The organism is Marnyiella aurantia (genome assembly GCF_014041915.1).
GTDB lineage: Bacteria > Bacteroidota > Bacteroidia > Flavobacteriales > Weeksellaceae > Marnyiella > Marnyiella aurantia.
The window spans coordinates 2,022,270-2,045,027 of the sequence record NZ_CP059472.1; the positions used below are offsets into that span (position 1 = coordinate 2,022,270).

A 22,758-nucleotide genomic window follows, 5' to 3' on the forward strand; every position below is an offset into this window, starting at 1 on the left:
CAGGCAAATGACCACTCAGGTTGTATTAAAAAGCTAATTTTACAATTCAAATAAATTCAACTGAAAGCATGAGAATCCTTATAAAGAACGCCCGTATTGTTAATGAGAACCAAATATTGGAAAGTGACCTGCTCATAGAAGATGACCTCATCCTTTCCATTGACAAAAATATCCCAACTGAAAATATTGATACGATACTAGACGCTGCCGGTAAATATCTTCTGCCCGGTGTGATCGATGATCAGGTGCATTTCCGCGAACCCGGACTTACGCATAAAGGCGATATTGAAAGTGAGTCCCGCGCGGCTGTTGCAGGTGGCGTAACCAGTTTTATCGAACAGCCCAACACGGTGCCTAATGCGGTAACTCAGGATTTATTGGAGGACAAATATCAGATTGCAGCCCAAAAATCATTTGCCAACTATTCCTTTATGATGGGTGGTACCAACGATAATCTGGATGAAGTGCTTAAAACCAATCCGCGCAATGTTGCCGGTATCAAACTTTTTCTCGGTTCTTCAACCGGAAATATGCTCGTTGATAATCCGGAGACCCTGGAAAATATCTTCAGCAAGACCAAAATGCTGATCGCAGTACACTGCGAAGACGAGGCTACGATCCGGGCAAATACAGAAATGTACCGTGAACAGTACGGCGACGATATACCTATGGAATATCATCACCTGATCAGAAGCGAAGCGGCCTGCTTTATTTCGTCATCAAAAGCGGTGGAACTGGCCGAAAAGACAGGCGCCAGACTTCATGTCTTCCATGTGTCTACAGCGAAAGAAACCTCACTTTTCAGAAATGATATCCCTTTAAGCGAAAAAAAGATCACTGCGGAGGTCTGCGTTCATCACCTGACTTTCACCAATAGAGATTACGAATCCAAAGGAACACTGATTAAGTGGAATCCCGCCGTTAAAACCAAAGCCGACCGTCAGGGTTTGTGGGATGCTCTTCTGGATGACAGGATTGACGTTATTGCCACAGATCACGCGCCTCATACAATGGAGGAGAAGCAAAATGTATATACCAACGCGCCTTCCGGAGGTCCGCTGGTGCAGCATTCTCTGCCCGTAATGCTTGAGAATTTCCGCAGCGGAAAGATTTCTATTGAAAAGATTGTTGAGAAAATGTGCCACAACCCGGCCATTATTTTCCAGATCGAGAAGCGCGGCTTTATCCGTGAGGGTTACAAAGCCGATCTGGTTTTGGTTGATGATAATTCCGAATGGACAGTTTCAAAAGACAACATCCTTTACAAATGTGGCTGGAGTCCGCTGGAAGGGATGACGTTACATTCTAAAGTAACGCATACATTCATCAACGGGAAATTGGCCTATGAAAACGGGAAGGTAAACGAAGAAAAGTTTGGCGAAAGACTGCTTTTCAATAGATAAGCGTTTTGATCGCCGGAATGGTTTAAAAAATATTTTCAGCAAAATCTTCAGTATTCTGCAACAAAATGATAAACCAATCGTCTAATACAGTATTAACAACAATATATTATGATCAGAAAAAAGTTTTTAATGCTTTTTGCTGTTGGGATTCTCTTCACCGCTCAGGCGCAGGATTACCAGTGGAAGGAAGCTAAGAGTGGTGGTTACACGTATAAATATGTGACCAACGATCCTACGCAGGCCAGATTCTATACCCTGCAGAACGGACTCACCGTAATTCTGAGCCCGACTAAGAAAGACCCCCGAATCCAGGCATACATTGCCACAAAAGCGGGAAGTAAAACAGATCCTGCGACCAACACAGGTCTTGCACACTACCTGGAGCATATGCTTTTCAAAGGAACCGATAAGTACGGTTCCCTGGACTGGGCTAAGGAAAAGGCTGAACTCGACAAAATTGACGCGCTTTATGAGCAGTACAACACTACTAAGGACGAAGTTAAACGTAAAGCCATCTACAAGAAAATTGACTCTGTTTCAGGTGTGGCGGCAAAGTATGCCATTGCCAATGAGTACGACAAGATGATGACCGCAATGGGCGCCCAAGGCACCAATGCGTGGACGAATTTTGAGGAAACCGTTTATACAGACGATGTTCCGTCCAGCTCGCTGGACCGTTACCTTGCTGTTCAGGCAGAAAGGTTCAGAAATCCGGTGCTTAGGATTTTCCATACAGAACTGGAAGCCGTGTATGAAGAGAAAAACAGAACTTTGGATACCGACAGCAGAAAGGTTTTCGAAACTCTGTTCGCCACATTGTTCAAAAACCACAACTACGGTAAGCAAACCACAATCGGAACCGTTGAGCATTTAAAGAACCCATCTCTTGTGGAGATCCGCAAATACTTCAACAATTACTATGTTCCTAATAACATGGGAGTTATCCTTTCAGGTGATTTTAATCCTGATGATGCCATTGCGAAAATAGACCGGGCTTTCTCTTACATGAAGAACAAGCCGGTTCCGAAATATACCTTCCAGCCGGAACAGGCCATGACGGCTCCTATCATTAAGGAAATTGTAGGTCCTGATGCCGAAAACCTTACAATAGGATACCGTTTGCCAGGGAACAAGGATAAAGATGTTTTGCTTGCAGATTTGGTGGGATCTATCCTGACCAACGGAAAAGCCGGACTTTTGGATCTTAACCTGGTTAAGAAGCAGAAACTTCTTCGTGCAAGTGCATTTACTTACACACTGCAGGATCACGGAATCCTTTATCTTTCAGCCGCGCCAACTACCGGTCAGACTTTGGAAGAAGTTCAGACTTTAGTTCTCAGCGAAATCGAAAATCTGAAAAAAGGAAATTTCGATGCTGATCTGATTCCTTCTATTGTAAATAACATCAAGAAAGAGAAAATCCAGAGTCTGGAACGTTATGGCGACCGCGCGTCTATGCTGCAAAGCGCCTTCAACGCAGAACTGGACTGGAAAGATCAGGTAGCGTATGTAGATGATATCTCCAAAATAAAAAAAGAAGATGTTGTAGCCTTCGCCAATAAATATTTCGGAAATAATTATGTGGCCATCTTAAAGAAAAAAGGGGAGAACAAGAACCCTCAGAAAATTGAAAAGCCATCCATTACGCCTGTTGAAACAAACCCGGACAAACAGTCTGCGTTTGTAAAAATGGTGAATGAAATGCCGTCTACACCTTCTGAACCGGTATTTTTAGATTTTAATAAGGACATCCAGAAATCTAAACTTGGTAAGGCGGAAGTTCTTTACGTACCGAATACTGAAAACCAGCTTTTCAGACTGAGATACCGTTACAAAGTAGGAACACTTAATGATCCTAAACAGTCACTGGCTTCTCAGTACCTTCAGTTCCTTGGGACGGATAAGAAATCTTCAGAAGAAATTTTCAAGGAGTTCTACAAAATCGCTTCAAGCTTCAATGTATCTACAGGTGAAGAATATACAATGGTAACCATCGAAGGCCTGCAGGAGAATTTTGATAAAGCCGTTAAGCTTTATGAAGATCTTGTAATGAACGCGAAACCGGACGAAACCGCTCTTGCGGCGCTAAAAGCACGTATCGCGAAGTCCAGAAAAGATGCGAAAGCCAACAAAGGCGCCATCCTGCAGGGACTTACCAGCTACGCGATGTACGGCCCGAAGAATAAATTCAACAACACCCTTTCCGATGCGGAAATCAACGCGGTTACTGCGCAGGAATTGGTGGACAGGATGAAGAACCTGAACAACTACGAGCAGACTGTAATCTATTATGGTCCGGAACCGATTAAAAATCTGACAGCCAAACTGGGAACCATGCACAAAGTGCCGGCAACCTTTGCCTCGGCAGGCCCGCTGAAGACTTTCAAACAGCTTCCGCAGACCAAGACTCAGGTGCTGTTCACCGATTATGATATGGTGCAGGCCGAAACCCGTTGGATTCGCAATACAGACACCTACGATGCGGCAAAAACACCTATGGTAATGGTTTTCAATAACTATTTCGGTGGCGGTATGGGTTCTGTGGTTTTCCAGACCATTCGTGAGAGCAAGGCTTTGGCCTACAGTACTTACGGGTATTATGTGCAGCCTTCCAAGAAAGACGACCAGTATTATATGATGAGTTATGTGGGCAGCCAGGCCGATAAGTTTGGTGATGCGGTAGGAGCGATGAACGAACTTCTGACCACCATGCCTCAGCTTCCGGTAAACCTGGATCTGGCCAAGAATTCGGTGAAAAAGGACATCCAGACTGAAAGAGTAGTGCAGGACGATATCATCTTCCGCTATCTGGCCGCACAGCAGCTCGGTTTGAAAGACGATATCCGCAAGCAGCTTTACACCAATGTGGACAGGATCACGATGAACGACCTTCAGAAATTCCATGCGACCAATATTTCAGGCAAACCTTACACGTATGCGTTGGTAGCTTCTGAAAAGAACTTGAAAATGGACGATCTTAAAAAGATTGGCGAGGTGAAGAAAATTACCCTGGAAGAACTTTTCGGGTACTAAACCTTATAGAATATTGCTTATAGAAACTGCTCCGGATTGGAGCAGTTTTTTTGTGTGATTGCGGGAAACGTAAAGTTGTCATTGCGGGGAGGAGGTACGACGACGAAGTAATCCTCAGGTTAAATTCTAAAAGACAACTCCAAAGACTGCTGAAAAAGCTACCACAGGTTCCATTCAACGGGCTTTCATTGTTGGCTTTTCAAGCCCAACGAAAGCTTAGTTATTAGCAGGAGTGCTATTTTTGGTTTATTAAGCTTTGTATTTCATCAGTTAGCTCTTTATTCTTTTTTTGAAGCTCAATTTCAGATTTGTCAATTTCCTCTAAAAATTCAGCACATAATTTTTCAGTAAAATAATACATAAGATTTATTATGTCCATAAATTTTAAAACCATCTCTTTTTCACGTTCCAAATCTAAGTTCAACATCATTTTATGTATTACGATTGGATTCTTGTCATAATGGATTGATAAATCTCTTGTTGTTTTTATATCTTCAAAATTAAAATCAAGAAAATCATTAAGTTGTTTGGTTATTTCATCATAGTTTTCTTTCAGTATAATAATATCATTGTAAACTATTGGTTTAATGTTCTTTATCCAAAATGAGTTATTTCGATGTTTTAAGATTACGTCTCCTTTTTCATTAGCTTTTGTAAAATTATATATTTTTTTAAATCCCTCATTTACAATTACAATCAGGTTTCTAATTGCAAATTTCTCTTCATATAAGGTTTTTGCATTATTATAGACATTTAGGCTTGAGCAAATATCTGAAAGCAAAAACCCTAAAAACAATCTATATTTTAAGGTTTCAATTAGCGAAGGTAAATATTCTGAATGAAATTTAAATTCAATAAATTTCTCATTTATAACTTCATATCTTTTAATTAAACCTACAGATTGTTCTATATCAGAAACAGTTTCAGTTAACTTATTATGAATTGATTCTTTTAAATTTATAAGATGATCCATTTCTAAAATTTGTACGGAATTCTTTTGTAGCATTTCTGCTAACGGTTTCGGCTTTGCGTTCGGGCCGGTTTCGGAGCACTTCATTGTCAACCGGCACTGAACTTGAATAGATGCACAAAGCTCCAAGTTTGTACGTCAGCCCGCCTGACGCAAAACCCGTGTTAGCAGCCGTTTAAATTATTTCTATCATTGGTCTGTTTAACACTCTTTCTTTGAATGCTGAATATTCTAAAAACTCCTTTTTTGTGTAAATAGTAGCATTTAATTTTAGGTTAAATTCATTTTCAAAGTCTGTCTTCAATTGGTTAATTTCATCAATGAAGTTATCCCAGTTATTCATCATGGGTGTTAGAATTGTTACAATAAATAAATCACAGTCATTTGGTGTCTTTGAGCCTTTTGCTATTGAACCGAAAATGAAACTTATAATTACTTCAGATTTACCTTGAAGTCTATTTGCCAAGAATTTGAGTATCGTTGAACTAATCATTATCTAGTCTTTCTCTTGTTTTAATGGCTTTTATAAAGTCTGGAACGGAATATATCGGAATTTTCTCCATTGAAGAATAATCTTTGCCAGAACTAGTTGCGAAAATCCAAAAGTCAAACACAATTATGTTACAACCTCTTTTAATAGCTTTGTCTATCACTGCCATAGATACTTCATAGTCATCTCTTGTCGGTGCATACGCTTTGTAATGCTTCGTTTTATTATCAGACGATGTATAGTCGAAACTAAACTCTGTGTCGTCTTTAAAAGTCAGATTATTTATTCCTTTGGCTCCTTTTATTGTGCCGGCCATAAATTTTGCGCCCATATTAAGATGTAAGTTTTAATTCAGTTGTTTTCAGCCTTTCATTTATTACATTTCTAAAATGCTCAACATTTCCAACGAAACTTGAAGGATATTTAAATGCTTTATGCAAAGTGTTTGGGTTTATAATAAAGTGTCGATAAGATTCAGAGTGAACTAAATATTGCAGATATAACTCTAAATTATCTTCATTCTCTTTTAGATGTGAAAACTGCTGTATTACATTTTCTATTTTTTGATTATTGGGTATTATGACATTCTCTACAAGTTTTCTCCAAACCTGGGCTGCCTCTGTTTCCAATATCCCACTATCTTGAGGGAATGTATGTGGTCCGTATGAATTGAATATTGATGAATTGCTTTTTAATGTCGTGTATATTGGATCATAGAACTTTTCTAACCGCTCTCTTTCTATCTTGATTTTAGTCGTAATTATGTCTTTTTTGATTGCTTCAGTTGTGTCTCTTCGGATTTTGTATAGGGTTACCAAATTTGAAATGAACAAGACTATTAAAGCTGTAAAAGTGGGTAACCACATTTTCAAGTCAAGATTATTGTCTGGTGCATTTATTGTCGGTATTTGTTTAAAGTAAATAGTGTCTTTTGAATGTATGTGACTTTCTATCGTAGCGTTGTTCTGATGTTTGACAACAGAGTCTTCTTGCCCATATATATTTACGCAATATAGAAGAGTTAGTATTGCTATAATAAATTGTATCTGTCTCATAAATGGCTGCTAGCTCTTATATTTGTACAACAAACTCATCCATATCCCACAAACTCCCGTTGGCTTTGTATAATAAGCGTCATACTTTCACCCGCTAATCTACTCAAAAAACCCACCCACGCAAACACTTCCCGCCAAATGTTTTTACGGAATCTATCATATCTGCAAAATATCATTAATTACACTTAAAATATTCAATTAAAACTTTACCAATTCAGCAATATTTCTTTAATTTTGATAGAGCCCGAAAGCGTAGATGCGCACGCTATTCAGGTTGTTTTCAGCACACAGAGGGGGCGCGGTTGCTGGTTTTCCGGTCTTGCGGAAAACTTCCTGCATTACGGAACAAGCCCAAAGTATAAGCGAGTTTTGAAACGTGGGATTGCCGCGCTGCACTCCGTTCCGCTCGCAATGACTTTGTGCTGTGAGCCAAAAGCCAAAAGCCAGGAGCCAACAGCTATGCATTTTCGATTACCCTTTGCGCGCTTTGTGAAGCCTTTGTGTTCTTTGTGGTTAGATAGAGCCAAGAGCCAGGAACCAAGAGCCAAGAGCCAGGAGTCAAGAGCCAAGAACCAAGAGCCAAGAGCCAAGAATCAGGATTCAAGAATGAAGAACCAGAAAGAACAGTGCATCAATAATCCAAAATCAAAAATCCTGAATCTAACCACCAGTCACTAATCACTAACCACTAACCACTAATCACCAAGCCCTAAATTAATTTGTAACTCGTGGCCACCGCGATGGCCTGCGAAATATTGGGCACCTCCAGCTTTTCGAAGAGTTTCTTTCTGTGAAATTTTACAGTATCCGGAGCTATGCACATTTTGTCGCCGATCTCATTGATAGAAAGACCCTGGGATGCGTACATCAGGATTTCGGTTTCGCGGGAACTCAGGTTTACCTTTTCCCTCGTTTTCCAAACTTCGCTCACTTCATCATACCCATGGATGATATTGCTGCCCTGGCGCTGGATCTGAATATTCCCTGCCTCGGTATTGTTGGAGAGTGAAAAGATGCAGAGCGCCTTCCAGATCTTTCCTTCATCCGTTAAAAATATTGGGGTGTACTTATGGTTAACGAGGATCTTACGCTTCTCCGCGGTGATAAGATGAAAATCGTAAGTGATTGAGTATTGTTTTCTGTCAGCTACCGGGATATCATCGTAGAATTTAAAACCAACTTCATTGATCTTCAGCAGCAGTTCCTGATCTTGGGTGGGAGCGTGATGGATATAGAATTCATATCCCATCGCTACAATTTCCTCCGGAGTCCGTCCGCACAAGAACAAACGGTTGTCGGATACATAGTCAAAACCCTGCTTCAGATAGTCTATGACATACATGCTTTGATAGGTTGTATTCTCAAAAGCTTTCACTACCTGCAGGAAATCCGTAGACTGTGCAGCTTCGGCATCTGTAAGTTCGTTTACTATGTTTTGGGTGAGGAAAAAATCGTCCGCGGCAGGAAATTTCATAAATCAGGGTTAATTAAAAGAACTACCCGCGCGGGTAGTTTCAGGGCGGCCAAATCTACATATTTTTGCTGAGTTATTAATACCGTGTAAAATGATGGTTTTTTTTCTGGAACTGCTCTTATTCATTGCCGGTATTTTGGGTGCGCTTGCATAGCGTACTCCGGTCCCGGGATTACTGACGGACACTAAAAACACATTTCTATATATTACCCACCTGGGTGTACCAAAAGTTTACAGGATAGCCAAGACATCCTGTAAATTTTTTTATGCCTGGACGTCTGTGAGTGTTGCTTGTAGCTGAAAACATCAGATCAGACCGTACGCCGGGATTCTGCAGCAGGAATCCACCTTTTCGCTATTTGCCAAATAGCAGTCTTAAAACCCCGCGCTCAAATTTTCATTAACTTTAAGGCTTAAACTCAACCTCAACCTTAACCTCAACCTTACCCTATGAAATACACAGAACCCATGCTGCGCGAAGGCGCCCTGAAAGATAAAGTAGCCATCGTAACCGGTGGCGGCAGCGGACTTGGCAAGGCCATGACCAAATATTTCCTGGAACTCGGCGCCAAAGTGGTGATCACCTCGCGCAATCTGGAGAAGCTTCAGGCCACAGCTAAAGAACTCGAAGATCAGACGGGCGGGAAAGTCCTCTGCGTAGCCTGCGATGTGCGGAACTGGGATGAGGTGGAAGCCATGAAGGAAGCCGCCGTAAAAGAATTCGGCCAAATCGATATTTTGCTGAACAACGCGGCCGGAAATTTTATTTCACCAACTGAGCGGCTTACCCATTCCGCCTTTGATTCCATTCTGGATATTGTTTTGAAAGGAACCAAAAACTGTACGCTGTCGGTCGGGAAATACTGGATAGAAAATAAGATACCCGGCACCGTGCTGAACATCGTTACGACCTATGCCTGGACGGGCTCTGCCTATGTAGTTCCGTCGGCCTGCGCAAAAGCGGGAGTGCTGGCAATGACCCGCAGCCTTGCGGTGGAGTGGGCCAAGTACAATATCCGTTTCAACGCCATCGCACCCGGACCTTTTCCGACAAAAGGTGCCTGGGACAGGCTGTTGCCGGGTGATCTTCAGGAGAAATTCGATATGCGCAAAAAGGTACCGCTCAGAAGAGTGGGAGAGCATCAGGAACTGGCCAATCTGGCGGCATACCTTGTTTCGGATTATTCCGCCTACATGAACGGCGAAGTAGTTACCATAGATGGCGGAGAGTGGCTGCAGGGTGCCGGTGAATTCAATATGCTGGAAGAAATTCCACAGGAAATGTGGGATATGCTGGAAGCAATGATTAAAGCTAAAAAGTCATCCTAAAATCAGTTGTTACTGAATAAATTCCCGGGCCTGATAGTCCGGTTTTTTTTGCGTAATTTTGATCTGAATCCATAAATATTTAAATGAATTTTTTGGCTCCCTAAATAAAATTCAATAAAAAGGTGTTTTCCCTTAATTGCATTCTTTAATTGTTTCTAATTTTGATATTCAATCCTTAAAAATATCATCATGGAAACTTTAAAATCAATTCTGGAAAAAGACCAGTCCAAAAAAACGAAATCAGAGTTAATTCAGTTGCTCACAGGCATAGAAAGTATTGTGTCACCGGCAGTTTATGAAAAGATCAGTGGCTTAAGTCCCAGCGAACTTCAGGATTTACCGAAAAGAGATATTCTGGAGATCCTTAACAATTTTAAAGATGGCTATGATGCCAAATGGGAAAATGCTGTTGCTAATGTGTCATCCAGTGTTATGAGTGCCGTATTCGGCCAGTTAAGGGCAGATGACAATGCCTTTGCCGCGGCTGCAGTTTCGGACGGTAATTTTGCAGCGGAACTGGGAAGTATTGATTTTGCCAAGATAATCGGCGGTCCGTTGGACGCCTGCGTTTCCGCACAGACTAACGCCTCAGTAAGTACGGTAAGTTTTATAAATGAGGTAGGGTTTGAAACTACTGCTGAAGGTAAGAAGTTACGGATGGCCGAATTTAAATACAAGAAAAATGTGGCCAATCCTGATTTTGATGAAGAGGAGGCTGAAAGTGATTCCAATCCGAAAACAATAGAGCAGGATGTTGAAATCACAGTTCCATTCATTGCACTGCTTAATGTACCTTCTTTTAGAATAGAAAGCTGTGATATTGACTTTAACGTAAAACTTAATTCAACTTTTACACAAAATACACAGACGGAATTTGGAATAAATACCGGTTTCAGTTCGGAATCTTCGGGTCTGGCGAATCTTTTTGCCAAAGTAAAATTTAAAGTCAACGTTTCCATGAAAAGGACCTCCAGTACAGGAGTGAAGATTGAGAAAGAATATTCACTCGGCATAAAAGTACGGGCAACTAATGATGAAATGCCGGCTGGACTGGAAAAAGTACTTGGATTGCTGTCTAACTAGATGATTCCGGAATGATTAAATTATCAGATTATCTGGATTATTTGAATCAGGAAATTATTCAGGCTCGAAAAAAGGCTGATGAAAATGCTGTCCTGGTAGCGAAGCAATATGCACAGCACCCTTATCTTAAGTTTTTTAAGGTTCCGCGTTACTCCATACCGGTTATAAAAATGGATATACCGATTAAAGTTGCGGACATTGATGCCGATTCCAAATTTAATTTCAAGATCGATCCAAAACTGTTCATGGTAGAGGTCAATGAAAAAATTGCTTTGGTGAATAAGGAGAAAAACCTCAGCATCTCACCCATTACAGAGACTCAAACTAAGAATGATGATTTCAAATTGCTCTTTAAAACACTGGAGAACAAAGACCAGCGGTATATTAAGAACCTGAGCACTGTAATCAAGAAACTTGATTTGGCGCCGCAGATTAAATCTTTAAACCTCGAAATCTTTCGTCCGCAGGCCGACGAAGATGAGAATAATGAGCTGGCGCGCATTCTTTCAGAAACCATTGCAAGCAAATACACGCTTGTAGCTTCACGGCTGAATAACCTGTATATAGATCCTGATACCACAAAAGCGGAGGACAAGGACAGGATGTTCATTAACCTCCATGTGGAAATGGAAGAGGAAGGGTTGCGAATTGTAAAGTTTACGAATAAAGAGGGACAGGAAATTGAGGAGATAACCTTTGAGTGATGCAGGATTTTATCCATAATAAAGTAAAGCTTGCGGAAGAAATGCTGGTCCAGTTCAATCAGGTTCAGCGTCTGTATGCCCAGCGGGCTTATGAATTTGACCAAAATTTTGATGATTTCATGAAAGTGCTGCTGCTGCATTATACTCAAAGTGGTGATACCACATCCGAATCAGAGATTCTGCGCCTTTCCAACTCTGTATCACTGGTGAAAAAAGGTTTTAACCCGCTGAAGATGGAGAAAATCACATCGGGAAGGCGTGAGTATTACTTTGGTTTCACATTTTCTGCCATGGAAAGTATACATGCGTTGCTTACCGAGGAGTTCACTCTTCAAATGAAAAAACTGGATGATGCTGCGGAACTTATCTCCAACCTCATCCTGAGTATGCATCAAAATGGAATACTGACTGATAAAAAAATAAAGAATCTAAACTCGGTTGCCAAAATTGAAGCATTCTGGAACAGTATGGTAAATCAGAATGAATCCGTTTCCAGCATTTACAAAAAACTTCGGTTAACCCTTATTTCAGAAGATATTTACCTGCTTACAGAAAAAATTCTTCTGAAGATAATTTAATAACTCACATGGAAAATAAAAAGTTTCTTGTGCTGCTTCAGGACCAAAACGCTTCCGCACTCAAAAAGGTGGAACGTGAATTCAAGGTCAGTTTGACCTCGTCGGAAGAGTTGTCATCTACCAACAAATCTTATAATATCATAAATGCCAATAACGGTGTAGTGTACAAGAATCTTGGTGTGGCAGTAATGGATGAAGTGGATATGGACCAATTGAAATCTGCGGTGAACAATGACCGGAGTCCGGTGGTATATTTCGAAGAAGAGAGGGATTTTTTCGCGGTAAATGAAATGAACCTTATAAATGATCTGAAGGTTAAAGCAGCTGAACTGAGTTCTATGGTCGCGGAACTTGAGAACTTTCTAATCAAAAAGCCACTTGTTCAGGAAGCCCTAACGGAAATGGAATGGGGACTTAAGGCAATCGGTATAGACCGTGCTCAGTTTACCGGCAAGGGAATTGACCTTTGTATTCTGGATACAGGATTTGCCCTGTCTCACCCGGACTTTGCAGACCGCGATATTGTAGGGAAATCATTTGTGCCGGATGAGGTTTGGGAAAAGGATCCCTATGGTCATGGCACACACTGTGCGGGAACGGCTGCGGGAAATGTACGAAGTGATACCGGAAAGCGATATGGAATTGCCAAAGATTGTAATTTGAAGATCGGCAAGGTGCTAAGCAATAAGGGAAAGGGTACAACTTCCGGCATCATTGACGCTATAGATTGGGCACTTGAACATAAATTCAGGATTATTTCCATGTCATTGGCCTCACCTGTCAAGCTTAATGAAAAACCGTCAGCAATTTTTGAGGCGGTTGGCCGCAAAGCAATGGAAAATAACTGCCTCCTAATTGCCGCGGCGGGGAATGACAGTAAAAGACCTGCGGTTCCGGCACCCGTGGCGTCACCTGCTAACTGCGGGTCTATAATGTCTGTAGCGGCAATCGACAGTCAAATGCACATTGCCAACTTTTCCAATGGCGGAATAAATTCTGCCCATGGTGGTAATATCAATGTCTGTGCACCTGGTGTCGATATTTTGAGCGCGCGGCCTGTAAAGGAAGGAGCTAATTCCTTATATACTCTGATGAAAGGTACAAGTATGGCTGCTCCGCATGTTGCTGGCCTTGCCGCTCTTTATATGGAAAAATTCCCCGATTTAAGAGCTGACAAAATATGGGAGTTACTTGAAAGTACTGCGAAGGCAATCCAGAATCTTAAATACCGCGATATCGGCAGCGGCTTAGTTCAGTTTGTACCTTAAATCAATGAAAACCTATCTTGCCATACTCAAATCAAATTTCGACCTTCCGGATGTGAAAAAAAAGCTCATTGAGGAAGGTATGGAATTCGTGAAGTTCTATCCTAAACTAAAAATGGTTAAAATTAAAAGTGACGCAAACCCTACGAAATCCTGCAGTGATATCTTCGACTATGTGGAAAAGGAGAAGGATGACTTCTCTGCCGGGAACCCGTAGGTAAAAGATTTGTGGCAAAATAGTGGTGCTTTACGCATATAAAAAGAGTCCGCTGAAAAATCAGCGGACCCCAAAAACACAAATGATGAAAAAAAATTTCCACTTAAGAACGCAGGGAATTGCTTCAAAGTATGTTAACAGAAGTTAAAGTTTAAATCTCTGTGGGCCGGAATACCAATCCGCTTTCTTCAAAGTAATCCAGAGTGATGCGGTCTCCGTCATTCACTTCGCCGGCAAGCAGGGATTTAGACAGTTTGTTTAATACTTCCTGCTGCAAGACCCTCTTGAGTGGCCGTGCACCAAAGCTTGGATCATAACCTTTATTCATCAGGTAATTAACCGCATCTTCGGTGGCAGTCATGATAATACCCTTTCTTTCCAACATATGGTTGAATCCACGTAACTGATACTGTACAATTTTGCCAATCTCCTTCCGTGTAAGTGGCTGGAATAATACGGTCTCGTCTATTCGGTTCAGGAATTCAGGTCTTAAAGTCTGTTTCAGAAGCGTAAATACTTCATCTTTGGTCTTTGCCACAATCTCATCAACATTATCATCCGTGATATTCTCAAAATTCTCCTGAATCAGATGAGATCCCAGATTGGAAGTCATTATGATGATTGAGTTCTTAAAGTTTACCACACGCCCTTTGTTATCAGTTAGTCTACCGTCATCCAATACCTGAAGCAGGGTGTTGAACACGTCGGGGTGTGCTTTTTCAATCTCATCCAGCAGGACAACTGAGTAAGGACGTCTGCGCACTGCTTCGGTAAGCTGTCCGCCTTCATCGTAACCAACATATCCCGGTGGCGCGCCCACAAGTCGTGACACAGAATGTCTTTCCTGGTATTCACTCATGTCGATACGGGTCATATTGTTTTCGTCGTCAAAAAGATATTCTGCCAGCGCTTTCGCAAGTTCAGTTTTACCCACACCGGTGGTACCCAGGAAGAGAAATGATCCAATAGGCTTTTTCTCGTCATTCAGCCCGGCACGGTTCCTGCGTATAGCATCAGCTACGGATTCTATCGCTTCGTTCTGGCCAACAACCCTTTTATGGAGTTCATCTTCCAGATGCAGAAGTTTTTCCCTTTCGCTTTGGAGCAGTTTGGTCACCGGGATTCCGGTCCACTTGGAAATCACTTCAGAAATATTCTCGGCGGTAACCTCCTCAGTAATAAGCTCGTTCTGGTTATTCTGCATTTCAAGTTCCAGCTTCTCCAGGTCACTTTCCTTTTCCTTGATTTTTCCGTACTGTATCTCGGCTACCTTAGCATAGTCGCCCGCACGGCTGGCTCGCTCGGCTTCAAGTTTTAGTGCTTCAATGTCTTTTTTTATAGTGGTAAGATCTTCAGACTTCTGTTTTTCCTTCAGCCACTTCGCATTGATCTCGTTGCGCTCTTCCGAAATTCTGGATATATCCTCTTTCAGATGGTTAATCTTGATCTCATTACCTTCTCTCGTAATAGCAGCCAGTTCAATTTCCATCTGCATTAGTTTTCGGTCAAGTACGTCCAGCTCCTCCGGTTTGGAATTGATTTCCATCCTGAGCTTGGCAGATGCCTCATCAATCAGGTCAATAGCTTTATCCGGCAGAAAGCGGTCGGAGATATAGCGCTGAGACTGTTCCACGGCGGCAATTATCGCTTCGTCTTTGATTCTTACTTTGTGATGTGCCTCGTATTTGTCTTTGATGCCACGAAGTATGGAAATGGCAGATTCGGTATCCGGTTCTTCAACCATTACCTTTTGGAAACGCCTTTCCAGTGCTTTATCTTTTTCGAAATATTTTTGATACTCATTAAGTGTAGTGGCTCCCACTGCGCGCAGTTCACCTCTGGCAAGAGCCGGTTTCAGGATATTCGCGGCATCCATGGCACCTTCACCTCCACCGGCACCTACAAGAGTATGAATTTCGTCTATGAACAAAATGATTTGTCCGTCCGACTTGATGACTTCATTTACAACGGATTTCAGTCTTTCCTCAAACTCTCCTTTGTATTTCGCCCCTGCGATCAGGGCACCCATATCAAGGGAGTAAAGGGTTTTATCTGCAAGGTTTTCCGGAATATCACCGGAAATAATCCTGTGTGCGATGCCTTCCGCGATTGCGGTTTTACCTACACCCGGCTCTCCGATAAGGATAGGGTTGTTTTTTGTACGTCTGGATAGGATTTGCAGGACCCTCCTGATTTCTTCATCACGTCCGATTACCGGATCAAGTTTGCCCTCTGCAGCGAGTTCATTGAAGTTTTTCGCATACTTGTTCAGGCTTTGGTATGTTTCCTCAGAACTTGCCGAAGTGGCTTTTGATCCTTTTCTTAACTCGTTGATTGCGGACTCCAGACCTTTCTTGGTTACGCCCATATCTTTCAGCATCTTCGCTACCTCGGACCCGCTTTCCAGCAGCGATAACCAAAGATGTTCAATTGTCACAAACTCATCACCCATTTTTTTGGCAATGTTGGGTGCGTCCAGCAGAACTTTGTTCGCGGACTGTGAAAGGTAGATGTTACCGCCCTCCACCTTTGGGAGTTTCTCAAGGGCGACGCGGTTCCTTTCCCTCACGAGTGATAGTTCTGCTTCTGATTTCTTCATCAGGAAATCGGAGATGTTCTCATCCACCTGAAAAATTCCCTCCAGCAGATGCTGAGGTTCAATGCTCTGATTGCCAAACTCCATCGCAATTTGTTGCGCTTTCTGAATGGCTTCCTGTGATTTTACTGTATATTGATTTAGATTCATATTGGTGTGATTTTCAGTTTTTTTTAATTATTAAAGATATCAGGAATTCAGGTTGATGTGAATTCCCGGTATCCATTATCAAGTATTATAATCACATCGAGTAAGTCAAAAACCGTACTTATGCTTCAAACTACTGAAATAATCAGTCATAATTTCCGGATTTAACATTGTGAGACTGTGTTATTTAGGTCATTTTTTCCGATTTGTATATCATCAGAACGAGTTACGGCAGTTGTGGAGCTGGTGATTGTTACCGTTTTTACGCCTTGTAAAAAATAAGTATATTTGTAGAACTCACATATATAGAGTTTTTATAAAAATATGCATCATTTTCATCTGTTAAAAACGGTCCTTGTAAAAAAGGAAACCAATGATTCCATACATATCGCTTTTGAGGTTCCACCGCACCTGCGTCACGAATTTTCATTTAAACAGGGGCAATATATAAATGTCCGCTTTATTTTTGGTGATGACGACCTGAGGAGGTCTTATTCCATTGTAAATGCACCTACTGAGGGGAATTCTCAAATTGAAATATTAGTAAAGCACCTTACTGACGGAAAGGTTTCTACCTTCCTGAATAATGAACTTAAGTTAGGTGACGAGGTCGAAGTTCAGGCTCCAATGGGACATTTTTATACCCATTATCACGCATCTAACGAGAAAACTTACGTGGGACTGGCGGCCGGCAGCGGAATTTCGCCCGTACTCTCTAATCTGAAAGAAGCTCTTTATCAGGAACCGAAAAGTAAAGCGTATCTTTTCTTCAGTAACAGAAGTGTAAATGATATTATTTTCCGCCGGGAATTGGATAATCTTGTTGAGAAATTTCAGGGAAGGCTTCAGGTTATTTATCTGCTCTCCCGTGAGAAGCATTTTGAAGACGAACTTTTTGAGGGTAGAATCTGTGCCGATAAACTGGAGCAGATTTTCAGCCGGTATACCGAGATCCCAGTTCAGGAAGCCACCTATTTTATATGTGGTCCTTCGGAAATGATCAAGGATATTTCAGGTTACCTGAAAAATTCATGTAAAGTGCCGTCGCTACAGATAATGTATGAATATTACGCTGCTCCGGATGATGACGAGAATGCGGAAATGAGTGACGAGTTCAAGGCAATACCGAACCTGGAGAGTATGGTAACTTTAATCATTGATGATGATGAATACTCCTTCCACCTGAATTCGAAGAAAAGAAATATTCTGGATCAGGCCCTGCATGATAATCTGCCTGTGCCCTTTGCCTGTAAAGGTGGTGTATGCTGTACGTGCAAGGCACAGGTGATGGAAGGTGAGGTTTTTATGGAGAAGAATTTTGCCCTTACTGATGATGAGGTGGAGCGTGGGTTTGTGCTTACCTGCCAGTGTCACCCAACTACCAACGTGGTGATGCTGAACTATGATGTTTAATTAGTTGGGACTTTATGTTCCTGTATTAACGATATATTTATTATTATGACTCACTGGAAATTTTCTAAGGCCATCAATGAAAACGAGGAATACAAGGTCGAAGGCCTCAATATATGGAATCATTACTGGCACTGTGTAGACAAAAAGGTGGAAGTAAAAGGGCCGGACAGCGGTAATGTATACTTCTTCAAGGAATACCAGATTGAGGGGAACGGCAAAACAGTCAATTTTGTCGCAGGAGAGTTCATCGACTCTAAAGTCGGGATCTATCTGAAAGACGATTTGCACGACGGCAAATTGTAGAATACCAATTACAGCGCTTACCTATTATTATAAGAAAATGAATCAGGAAAAATTTTTAGAATACGTTCAGGCAGAAAACAAGGTGGAGCCTAAGGATGTGATGCCGGAAGATTACAGAAAACTTCTCGTAAGGCAGATCTCCCAGCACGCTCATTCCGAGATTGTAGGTATGCTGCCGGAAGCTAACTGGATTACAAGAGCTCCTTCTTTACGCAGGAAGATGGCTCTTTTGGCTAAGATTCAGGATGAGGCCGGACATGGCCTGTACCTTTATGCTGCTACAGAAACATTAAATAACGGTGAAATCGCCGCAGACCGCGACAGTACTTATAATGACATGCTTTCGGGGAAAGCAAAATATTCAAGCATCTTTAACTATCCGGCTCTTTCATGGGCCGATATTGGCGCGATTGGCTGGCTGGTAGACGGTGCAGCGATCATGAACCAGGTGATGCTGATGGGTAATTCCTACGGGCCTTATTCCAGAGCCATGGTAAGGATCTGTAAGGAAGAATCCTTCCACCAGAGACAGGGTTACGAGATCCTGATGACGCTTTGCCGTGGAACCAAAGAGCAGAAAGATCTGGCGCAGGAAGCACTGAACCGTTTCTGGTGGCCGGCCTTGATGATGTTCGGACCGAATGACGAAGCTTCGCCAAACTCTCAGAAATCCATGAACTACCGCGTAAAGCGCGAAAGTAACGATGCTTTGAGACAGCGTTTTGTGGATGTAACCGTAGGTCAGGCGGAGTTCCTGGGTCTTAAGATTCCGGACGAAAATCTGAAGTGGAATGAAGAAACACAACATTATGATTTCGGCGAGCTTCCGTGGGATGAATTTATGGAAGTGCTGAAAGGCAACGGACCGTGCAATAAAAAACGCCTGGAAACCAAAAGAAAAGCGCAGCGCGATCATGCCTGGGTGAAGGAAGCGGCTATGGCATTTGCTGCAAATGAAGATAAGAGAAAAGTAAGCTGAGGTTAAAGTCAGCAGGAATATTAAAAACTACGATTGAATAATGAGCAATTTAGAAATGTGGGAGGTATTTATCCAGACCAAACCGGGACTTTCACACAAACACGCAGGTACCGTACAAGCACCTACTGCTGAGATGGCACTTCAGAATGCGAGGGATGTTTATACCCGCAGAATGGAGGGAACTTCCATCTGGGTGGTGCCGAGCAAATATCTGGTAACATCCGAAGGCGTGGACAAAGAAGCCTTCTTTGATCCGGCAGATGACAAACTTTACCGTCATCCAACCTTCTACGCTATTCCAAACGATGTGAAAAATATGTAAAACAGAGATGAGATATCAGACACCAGATATCAGATTATAGACCACTTGTTTTATATTCTGATGTCTGAAATCTGAAATCTGCCCTCTGAAATCTATACCAATGAATCCACTTTACAATTATACCATAAAACTGGCCGATGATACCCTGATTTTTGGGCAGCGGCTGGGCGAACTTTGCGGTCAGGGACCTTATCTGGAAGAAGATATTGCACTTACAAATATCGCACTGGACTACCTGGGACAAAGCAGCAATTTTTTCAAATATGCGGCACAGGTACAGGGTGAAAACAGCACCGAAGATGACCTGGCTTTCCTGAGGCTGGAAAAGGATTATCTGAACTGTCAGCTCTCCGAACTTCCAAACGGCGATTATGCCAATACCATCCTGAAAGTGTATTTCTTCTCCTTATATCAGAAGTTACTTTATACGGAACTGATGAAAAGTCCGGACGCTCAATTGGCAGCAATTGCCGAAAAATCTTTGAAAGAAGTAAAATACCACTACACCCATTCTTCAACGTGGGTAAAGATGTTTGCCGGTGGAACTGAGGAAAGCAAAATGCGTTTGGCAGAAGCGGTGGGAAATCTTTGGGAATATACCCAGGGAATGTTTGCGGAAACACTGGGTGAAGACCAGCTTCTTGCCAACAATATTGTTCCCGACTCAAAAATCCTGCATGAAATCTGGACAGGAGCAGTTATCACAGACTTTGAAAACTTCGGAATTCAGCTTCCTGAAAGCACTTTTATGCAGAAAGGCTCGCGCACCGGATACCATACCGAGTATTTCGGGTTTATCCTCTGCGAACTTCAGTATATGCAGCGCACCTATCCGAACTGTACCTGGTAACAGTGATCTGTGAGATATTCTGCGGACCTATTTAATTATGGACAATTTACTTGAAATATTAGCTGAAATCCCGGATCCTGAAATCCCGGTAATCAATATCGTGGAGCTCGGCATTGTGCGGGAGGCAAGGATGATTGCTGAAGATGAGGTGGAAGTTGTAATAACGCCCACTTATTCAGCTTGTCCGGCTATGTTTAATATTGAAGAGGATATTATTAAGCTGTTCCGTGAAAAAGGATTAAGCGCAAAAGTTATTACGAAGATTTCTCCCATCTGGACCACGGACTGGATGACCGACGAGGCACGGGAAAAACTAAGGGTATACGGTATTACCCCACCTGAAAAAGGAGCTGATAAAGATCATCTGAACGTTCCAAAGAAATGCCCGCGATGCGGATCTGCTAACAGTACTCAGATTAGCAGGTTTGGGTCTACGCTGTGCAAGGCCAGTTACCAGTGTAACGACTGTCTGGAGCCGTTTGACTATTTTAAATGTCACTAAATCTTAGTATCTTTAGGGAAATAAAAAAAACTGACTATGTATACCTATTCACAATTTGATGTGGAATCGCATTTTGGAGGCCGGTTAAAGATCGCCTACCTGAACCAGCCTGAAACCATGAACGCACTTACCAAACCCCTATTGGCAGAACTGCGCGATTTTGTAGAGTTTTATAATAAGGATGAAGATACACGCTGCATCGCAATTGCGGGCCGCGGGAAAGCTTTTTCATCAGGTCAGAATCTGGCCGCCATCGATTTTATGAATCCTGAGGTAAATGTACCGCGTGAAGTGGAACGCATAGTTCTGGATTATTACAATCCTCTGGTTATGTCCATCGCTTATGCACGCAAGCCGGTTATTTCGCTCGTAAACGGTCCTGCCGTAGGGGCGGGAGCCATGCTGGCTCTAATTTGTGACTTCTCAGTGGTTTCAGACAGGGCTTATTTTTCACAGGCATTTTCGAACATTGGACTTATCCCGGACACGGGCGGAACTTATTTCCTGCAGAAAGTTCTGGGCAGACAGATGGCACATTATATGGCGTATACAGGAAAAAAACTGAGTGCTGAAGAGGCACACAGACTTGGAATGGTAGCCGAAGTATGGCCGGAAGCAGAATTTGAGGTAAAAGCTATGGAGATGCTTGAAACCATCACTAACCAGCCAACCACTGCACTTTCATTAACAAAAAGAGCTTTGCGTAAATCCTATGATAACAGTTTGAAGGAGCAGCTGGATATTGAAAGCAGATACCAGTCTGCAGCATCGGCTACAGAGGACTTCCGTGAAGGCATACTGGCGTTTTCGGAAAAAAGGAAGCCTGTTTACAAAGGCAAATAGTTTAAAATTTAAAACATTTCAAGATAGTTTTGGTTATTCAAAGCTATCTTTTTACATTAAGGTCTTATGAAACAAATAGGAATAATAGGTTCCGGCACCATGGGAATTGGTATTGCACAGGTCGCCTCTGCTGCCGGCTGCACCGTTTTTCTTTTTGATGCAAATGCTGCTCAAACTGAAAAATCACTTGGTGGTCTGCAAAAAACACTGGCAAGACTAGTTGAAAAGAACAAAATTTCAGCGAAGGATTCCGAAAACATTTTCGGGAGGATAAATTTCTGCCGGGATATTGCTGAATTTAAAGGTTGTGACCTGGTCATTGAAGCGATCATCGAAAATAAGGAGATAAAAACCGGAGTTTTCCGTAAGGTGGAGGAAACAGTTTCCGAAAACTGCGTTATAGCAAGTAATACATCATCTATTTCAATAACATCACTTTCAGCGGAGCTTCAGAAGCCGTCCAGGTTTATCGGCATTCATTTCTTTAATCCTGCGCCTTTAATGCCTTTGGTTGAAGTGATTCCGGGTCTCCTGACAGAAGAAAACCTTCCACAGCAGATGTATGACCTGATGAAATCGTGGGGAAAAGAACCTATAATCGCCAAAGATGTCCCCGGATTCATCGTAAACCGTATTGCCAGGCCTTTTTACGGCGAAGCGCTGCGCATCGTTGAAGAAAATATTGCGACGCCGGAACAGGTGGATGATGCCATGAGAACCTTAGGTAATTTCCGAATGGGACCGTTTGAACTGATGGACCTGATTGGAATTGATGTTAATTTCTCAGTAACTAAAACCGTCTATGCCGATTATTTCTTCGATCCAAAATATAAACCCAGCCTGCTGCAGCAGCGAATGAGCGAAGCCAAACTGCACGGACGCAAAACGGGCCGTGGATTTTATGATTACAGTGAAAATGCGGTAAAACCGGAACCTGTAAAAGAGGATAACCTGTATGCTGAGATCTTTATGAGAATTATCTCAATGCTTATTAACGAAGCTGTTGAAGCCAAACGTTTAGGAATTGCCAGCGATGCCGATCTGGAACTGGCCATGCAGAAGGGCGTAAACTACCCGAAAGGTCTGCTGGCGTGGGGCAGCGAGATTGGCTACCGCTATGTGGGCGCTACATTGCAGAGGCTGTATGAAACCTATCAGGAAGAAAGGTACAGGCAAAGCCCATTGCTTACCAAACTATAAAG

Annotated in this window: 22 protein-coding genes; 16 read left to right on the top strand and 6 right to left on the bottom strand. The window is 42.2% G+C overall.

Annotation, left to right across the window (positions count from 1 at the left end):
- The first annotated feature begins 68 nt into the window (after positions 1-68).
- Complete coding sequence (locus H1R16_RS09405) at positions 69-1,403, top strand: dihydroorotase (protein WP_181886841.1); 1,335 nt, start codon at positions 69-71, stop codon at positions 1,401-1,403.
- A gap of 108 nt (positions 1,404-1,511) precedes the next feature.
- Entirely contained in the window at positions 1,512-4,436 is a 2,925-nt protein-coding gene (locus H1R16_RS09410; protein WP_187350445.1) for a M16 family metallopeptidase, read from the top strand.
- Positions 4,437-4,671: 235 nt separating this feature from the next.
- On the opposite strand, the gene H1R16_RS09415 is transcribed toward H1R16_RS09410, so the two are convergent.
- From H1R16_RS09415 to H1R16_RS09435, 5 genes are all read right to left on the bottom strand, one after another.
- Positions 4,672-5,409, bottom strand: coding sequence for a hypothetical protein (locus H1R16_RS09415; protein WP_181886840.1), 738 nt, complete (start codon positions 5,407-5,409; stop codon positions 4,672-4,674).
- A gap of 172 nt (positions 5,410-5,581) precedes the next feature.
- Complete coding sequence (locus H1R16_RS09420) at positions 5,582-5,872, bottom strand: hypothetical protein (protein ID WP_181886839.1); 291 nt, start codon at positions 5,870-5,872, stop codon at positions 5,582-5,584.
- 19 nt (positions 5,873-5,891) lie between these two features.
- On the bottom strand, positions 5,892-6,227 hold the full coding sequence (locus H1R16_RS09425; protein WP_181886838.1) for a hypothetical protein: 336 nt from the start codon (positions 6,225-6,227) through the stop codon (positions 5,892-5,894).
- Position 6,228: 1 nt separating this feature from the next.
- A complete protein-coding gene (locus H1R16_RS09430; RefSeq protein ID WP_181886837.1) occupies positions 6,229-6,951 on the bottom strand; it encodes a hypothetical protein in 723 nt (240 codons plus the stop codon).
- 709 nt (positions 6,952-7,660) lie between these two features.
- On the bottom strand, positions 7,661-8,425 hold the full coding sequence (locus H1R16_RS09435; RefSeq protein WP_181886836.1) for a response regulator transcription factor: 765 nt from the start codon (positions 8,423-8,425) through the stop codon (positions 7,661-7,663).
- 450 nt (positions 8,426-8,875) lie between these two features.
- Between H1R16_RS09435 and H1R16_RS09440 the strand changes: the two genes are divergently transcribed.
- The 6 genes from H1R16_RS09440 (at position 8,876) to H1R16_RS09465 (ending at position 13,601) form a co-directional block, all read left to right on the top strand.
- A complete protein-coding gene (locus H1R16_RS09440) occupies positions 8,876-9,754 on the top strand; it encodes an SDR family oxidoreductase (RefSeq protein WP_181886835.1) in 879 nt (292 codons plus the stop codon).
- A 189-nt stretch (positions 9,755-9,943) separates the two neighbouring features.
- Complete coding sequence (locus tag H1R16_RS09445; RefSeq protein ID WP_181886834.1) at positions 9,944-10,837, top strand: DUF2589 domain-containing protein; 894 nt, start codon at positions 9,944-9,946, stop codon at positions 10,835-10,837.
- A gap of 11 nt (positions 10,838-10,848) precedes the next feature.
- Positions 10,849-11,541, top strand: coding sequence for a hypothetical protein (locus H1R16_RS09450; RefSeq protein ID WP_181886833.1), 693 nt, complete (start codon positions 10,849-10,851; stop codon positions 11,539-11,541).
- Positions 11,541-12,119: a hypothetical protein gene (locus H1R16_RS09455; RefSeq protein ID WP_181886832.1), complete on the top strand. Its 579-nt coding sequence runs from the start codon at positions 11,541-11,543 to the stop codon at positions 12,117-12,119. Before H1R16_RS09450 ends, H1R16_RS09455 begins: the two co-directional genes overlap by 1 nt.
- An 8-nt stretch (positions 12,120-12,127) precedes the next feature.
- Positions 12,128-13,387, top strand: a complete 1,260-nt coding sequence (locus tag H1R16_RS09460) for a S8 family serine peptidase (RefSeq protein WP_181886831.1) — start codon at positions 12,128-12,130, stop codon at positions 13,385-13,387.
- Between the two features lie 4 nt (positions 13,388-13,391).
- Positions 13,392-13,601 (top strand): hypothetical protein, encoded by a 210-nt coding sequence (locus H1R16_RS09465; protein WP_181886830.1) that lies wholly within the window; start codon positions 13,392-13,394, stop codon positions 13,599-13,601.
- A gap of 151 nt (positions 13,602-13,752) precedes the next feature.
- On the opposite strand, the gene clpB is transcribed toward H1R16_RS09465, so the two are convergent.
- On the bottom strand, positions 13,753-16,347 hold the full coding sequence (gene clpB, locus H1R16_RS09470) for an ATP-dependent chaperone ClpB (RefSeq protein WP_181886829.1): 2,595 nt from the start codon (positions 16,345-16,347) through the stop codon (positions 13,753-13,755).
- A gap of 321 nt (positions 16,348-16,668) precedes the next feature.
- Here clpB and H1R16_RS09475 point away from each other — a divergent pair, with 321 nt between their 5' ends.
- The 8 genes from H1R16_RS09475 (at position 16,669) to H1R16_RS09510 (ending at position 22,756) form a co-directional block, all read left to right on the top strand.
- Positions 16,669-17,757, top strand: a complete 1,089-nt coding sequence (locus tag H1R16_RS09475) for an FAD-binding oxidoreductase (protein WP_181886828.1) — start codon at positions 16,669-16,671, stop codon at positions 17,755-17,757.
- A 45-nt stretch (positions 17,758-17,802) separates the two neighbouring features.
- A complete protein-coding gene (locus tag H1R16_RS09480) occupies positions 17,803-18,060 on the top strand; it encodes a hypothetical protein (RefSeq protein ID WP_181886827.1) in 258 nt (85 codons plus the stop codon).
- 37 nt (positions 18,061-18,097) lie between these two features.
- On the top strand, positions 18,098-19,039 hold the full coding sequence (gene paaA / locus H1R16_RS09485; RefSeq protein ID WP_181886826.1) for a 1,2-phenylacetyl-CoA epoxidase subunit PaaA: 942 nt from the start codon (positions 18,098-18,100) through the stop codon (positions 19,037-19,039).
- A gap of 40 nt (positions 19,040-19,079) precedes the next feature.
- Positions 19,080-19,361 (top strand): 1,2-phenylacetyl-CoA epoxidase subunit PaaB, encoded by a 282-nt coding sequence (gene paaB / locus H1R16_RS09490; RefSeq protein WP_181886825.1) that lies wholly within the window; start codon positions 19,080-19,082, stop codon positions 19,359-19,361.
- 100 nt (positions 19,362-19,461) lie between these two features.
- Positions 19,462-20,211: a 1,2-phenylacetyl-CoA epoxidase subunit PaaC gene (gene paaC, locus H1R16_RS09495; protein WP_181886824.1), complete on the top strand. Its 750-nt coding sequence runs from the start codon at positions 19,462-19,464 to the stop codon at positions 20,209-20,211.
- A 37-nt stretch (positions 20,212-20,248) separates the two neighbouring features.
- Positions 20,249-20,713, top strand: coding sequence for a 1,2-phenylacetyl-CoA epoxidase subunit PaaD (gene paaD, locus H1R16_RS09500; RefSeq protein ID WP_181886823.1), 465 nt, complete (start codon positions 20,249-20,251; stop codon positions 20,711-20,713).
- Positions 20,714-20,749: 36 nt separating this feature from the next.
- Positions 20,750-21,556: an enoyl-CoA hydratase/isomerase family protein gene (locus H1R16_RS09505; protein WP_181886822.1), complete on the top strand. Its 807-nt coding sequence runs from the start codon at positions 20,750-20,752 to the stop codon at positions 21,554-21,556.
- Positions 21,557-21,622: 66 nt separating this feature from the next.
- Complete coding sequence (locus H1R16_RS09510; protein ID WP_181886821.1) at positions 21,623-22,756, top strand: 3-hydroxyacyl-CoA dehydrogenase NAD-binding domain-containing protein; 1,134 nt, start codon at positions 21,623-21,625, stop codon at positions 22,754-22,756.
- Positions 22,757-22,758: the final 2 nt, after the last annotated feature.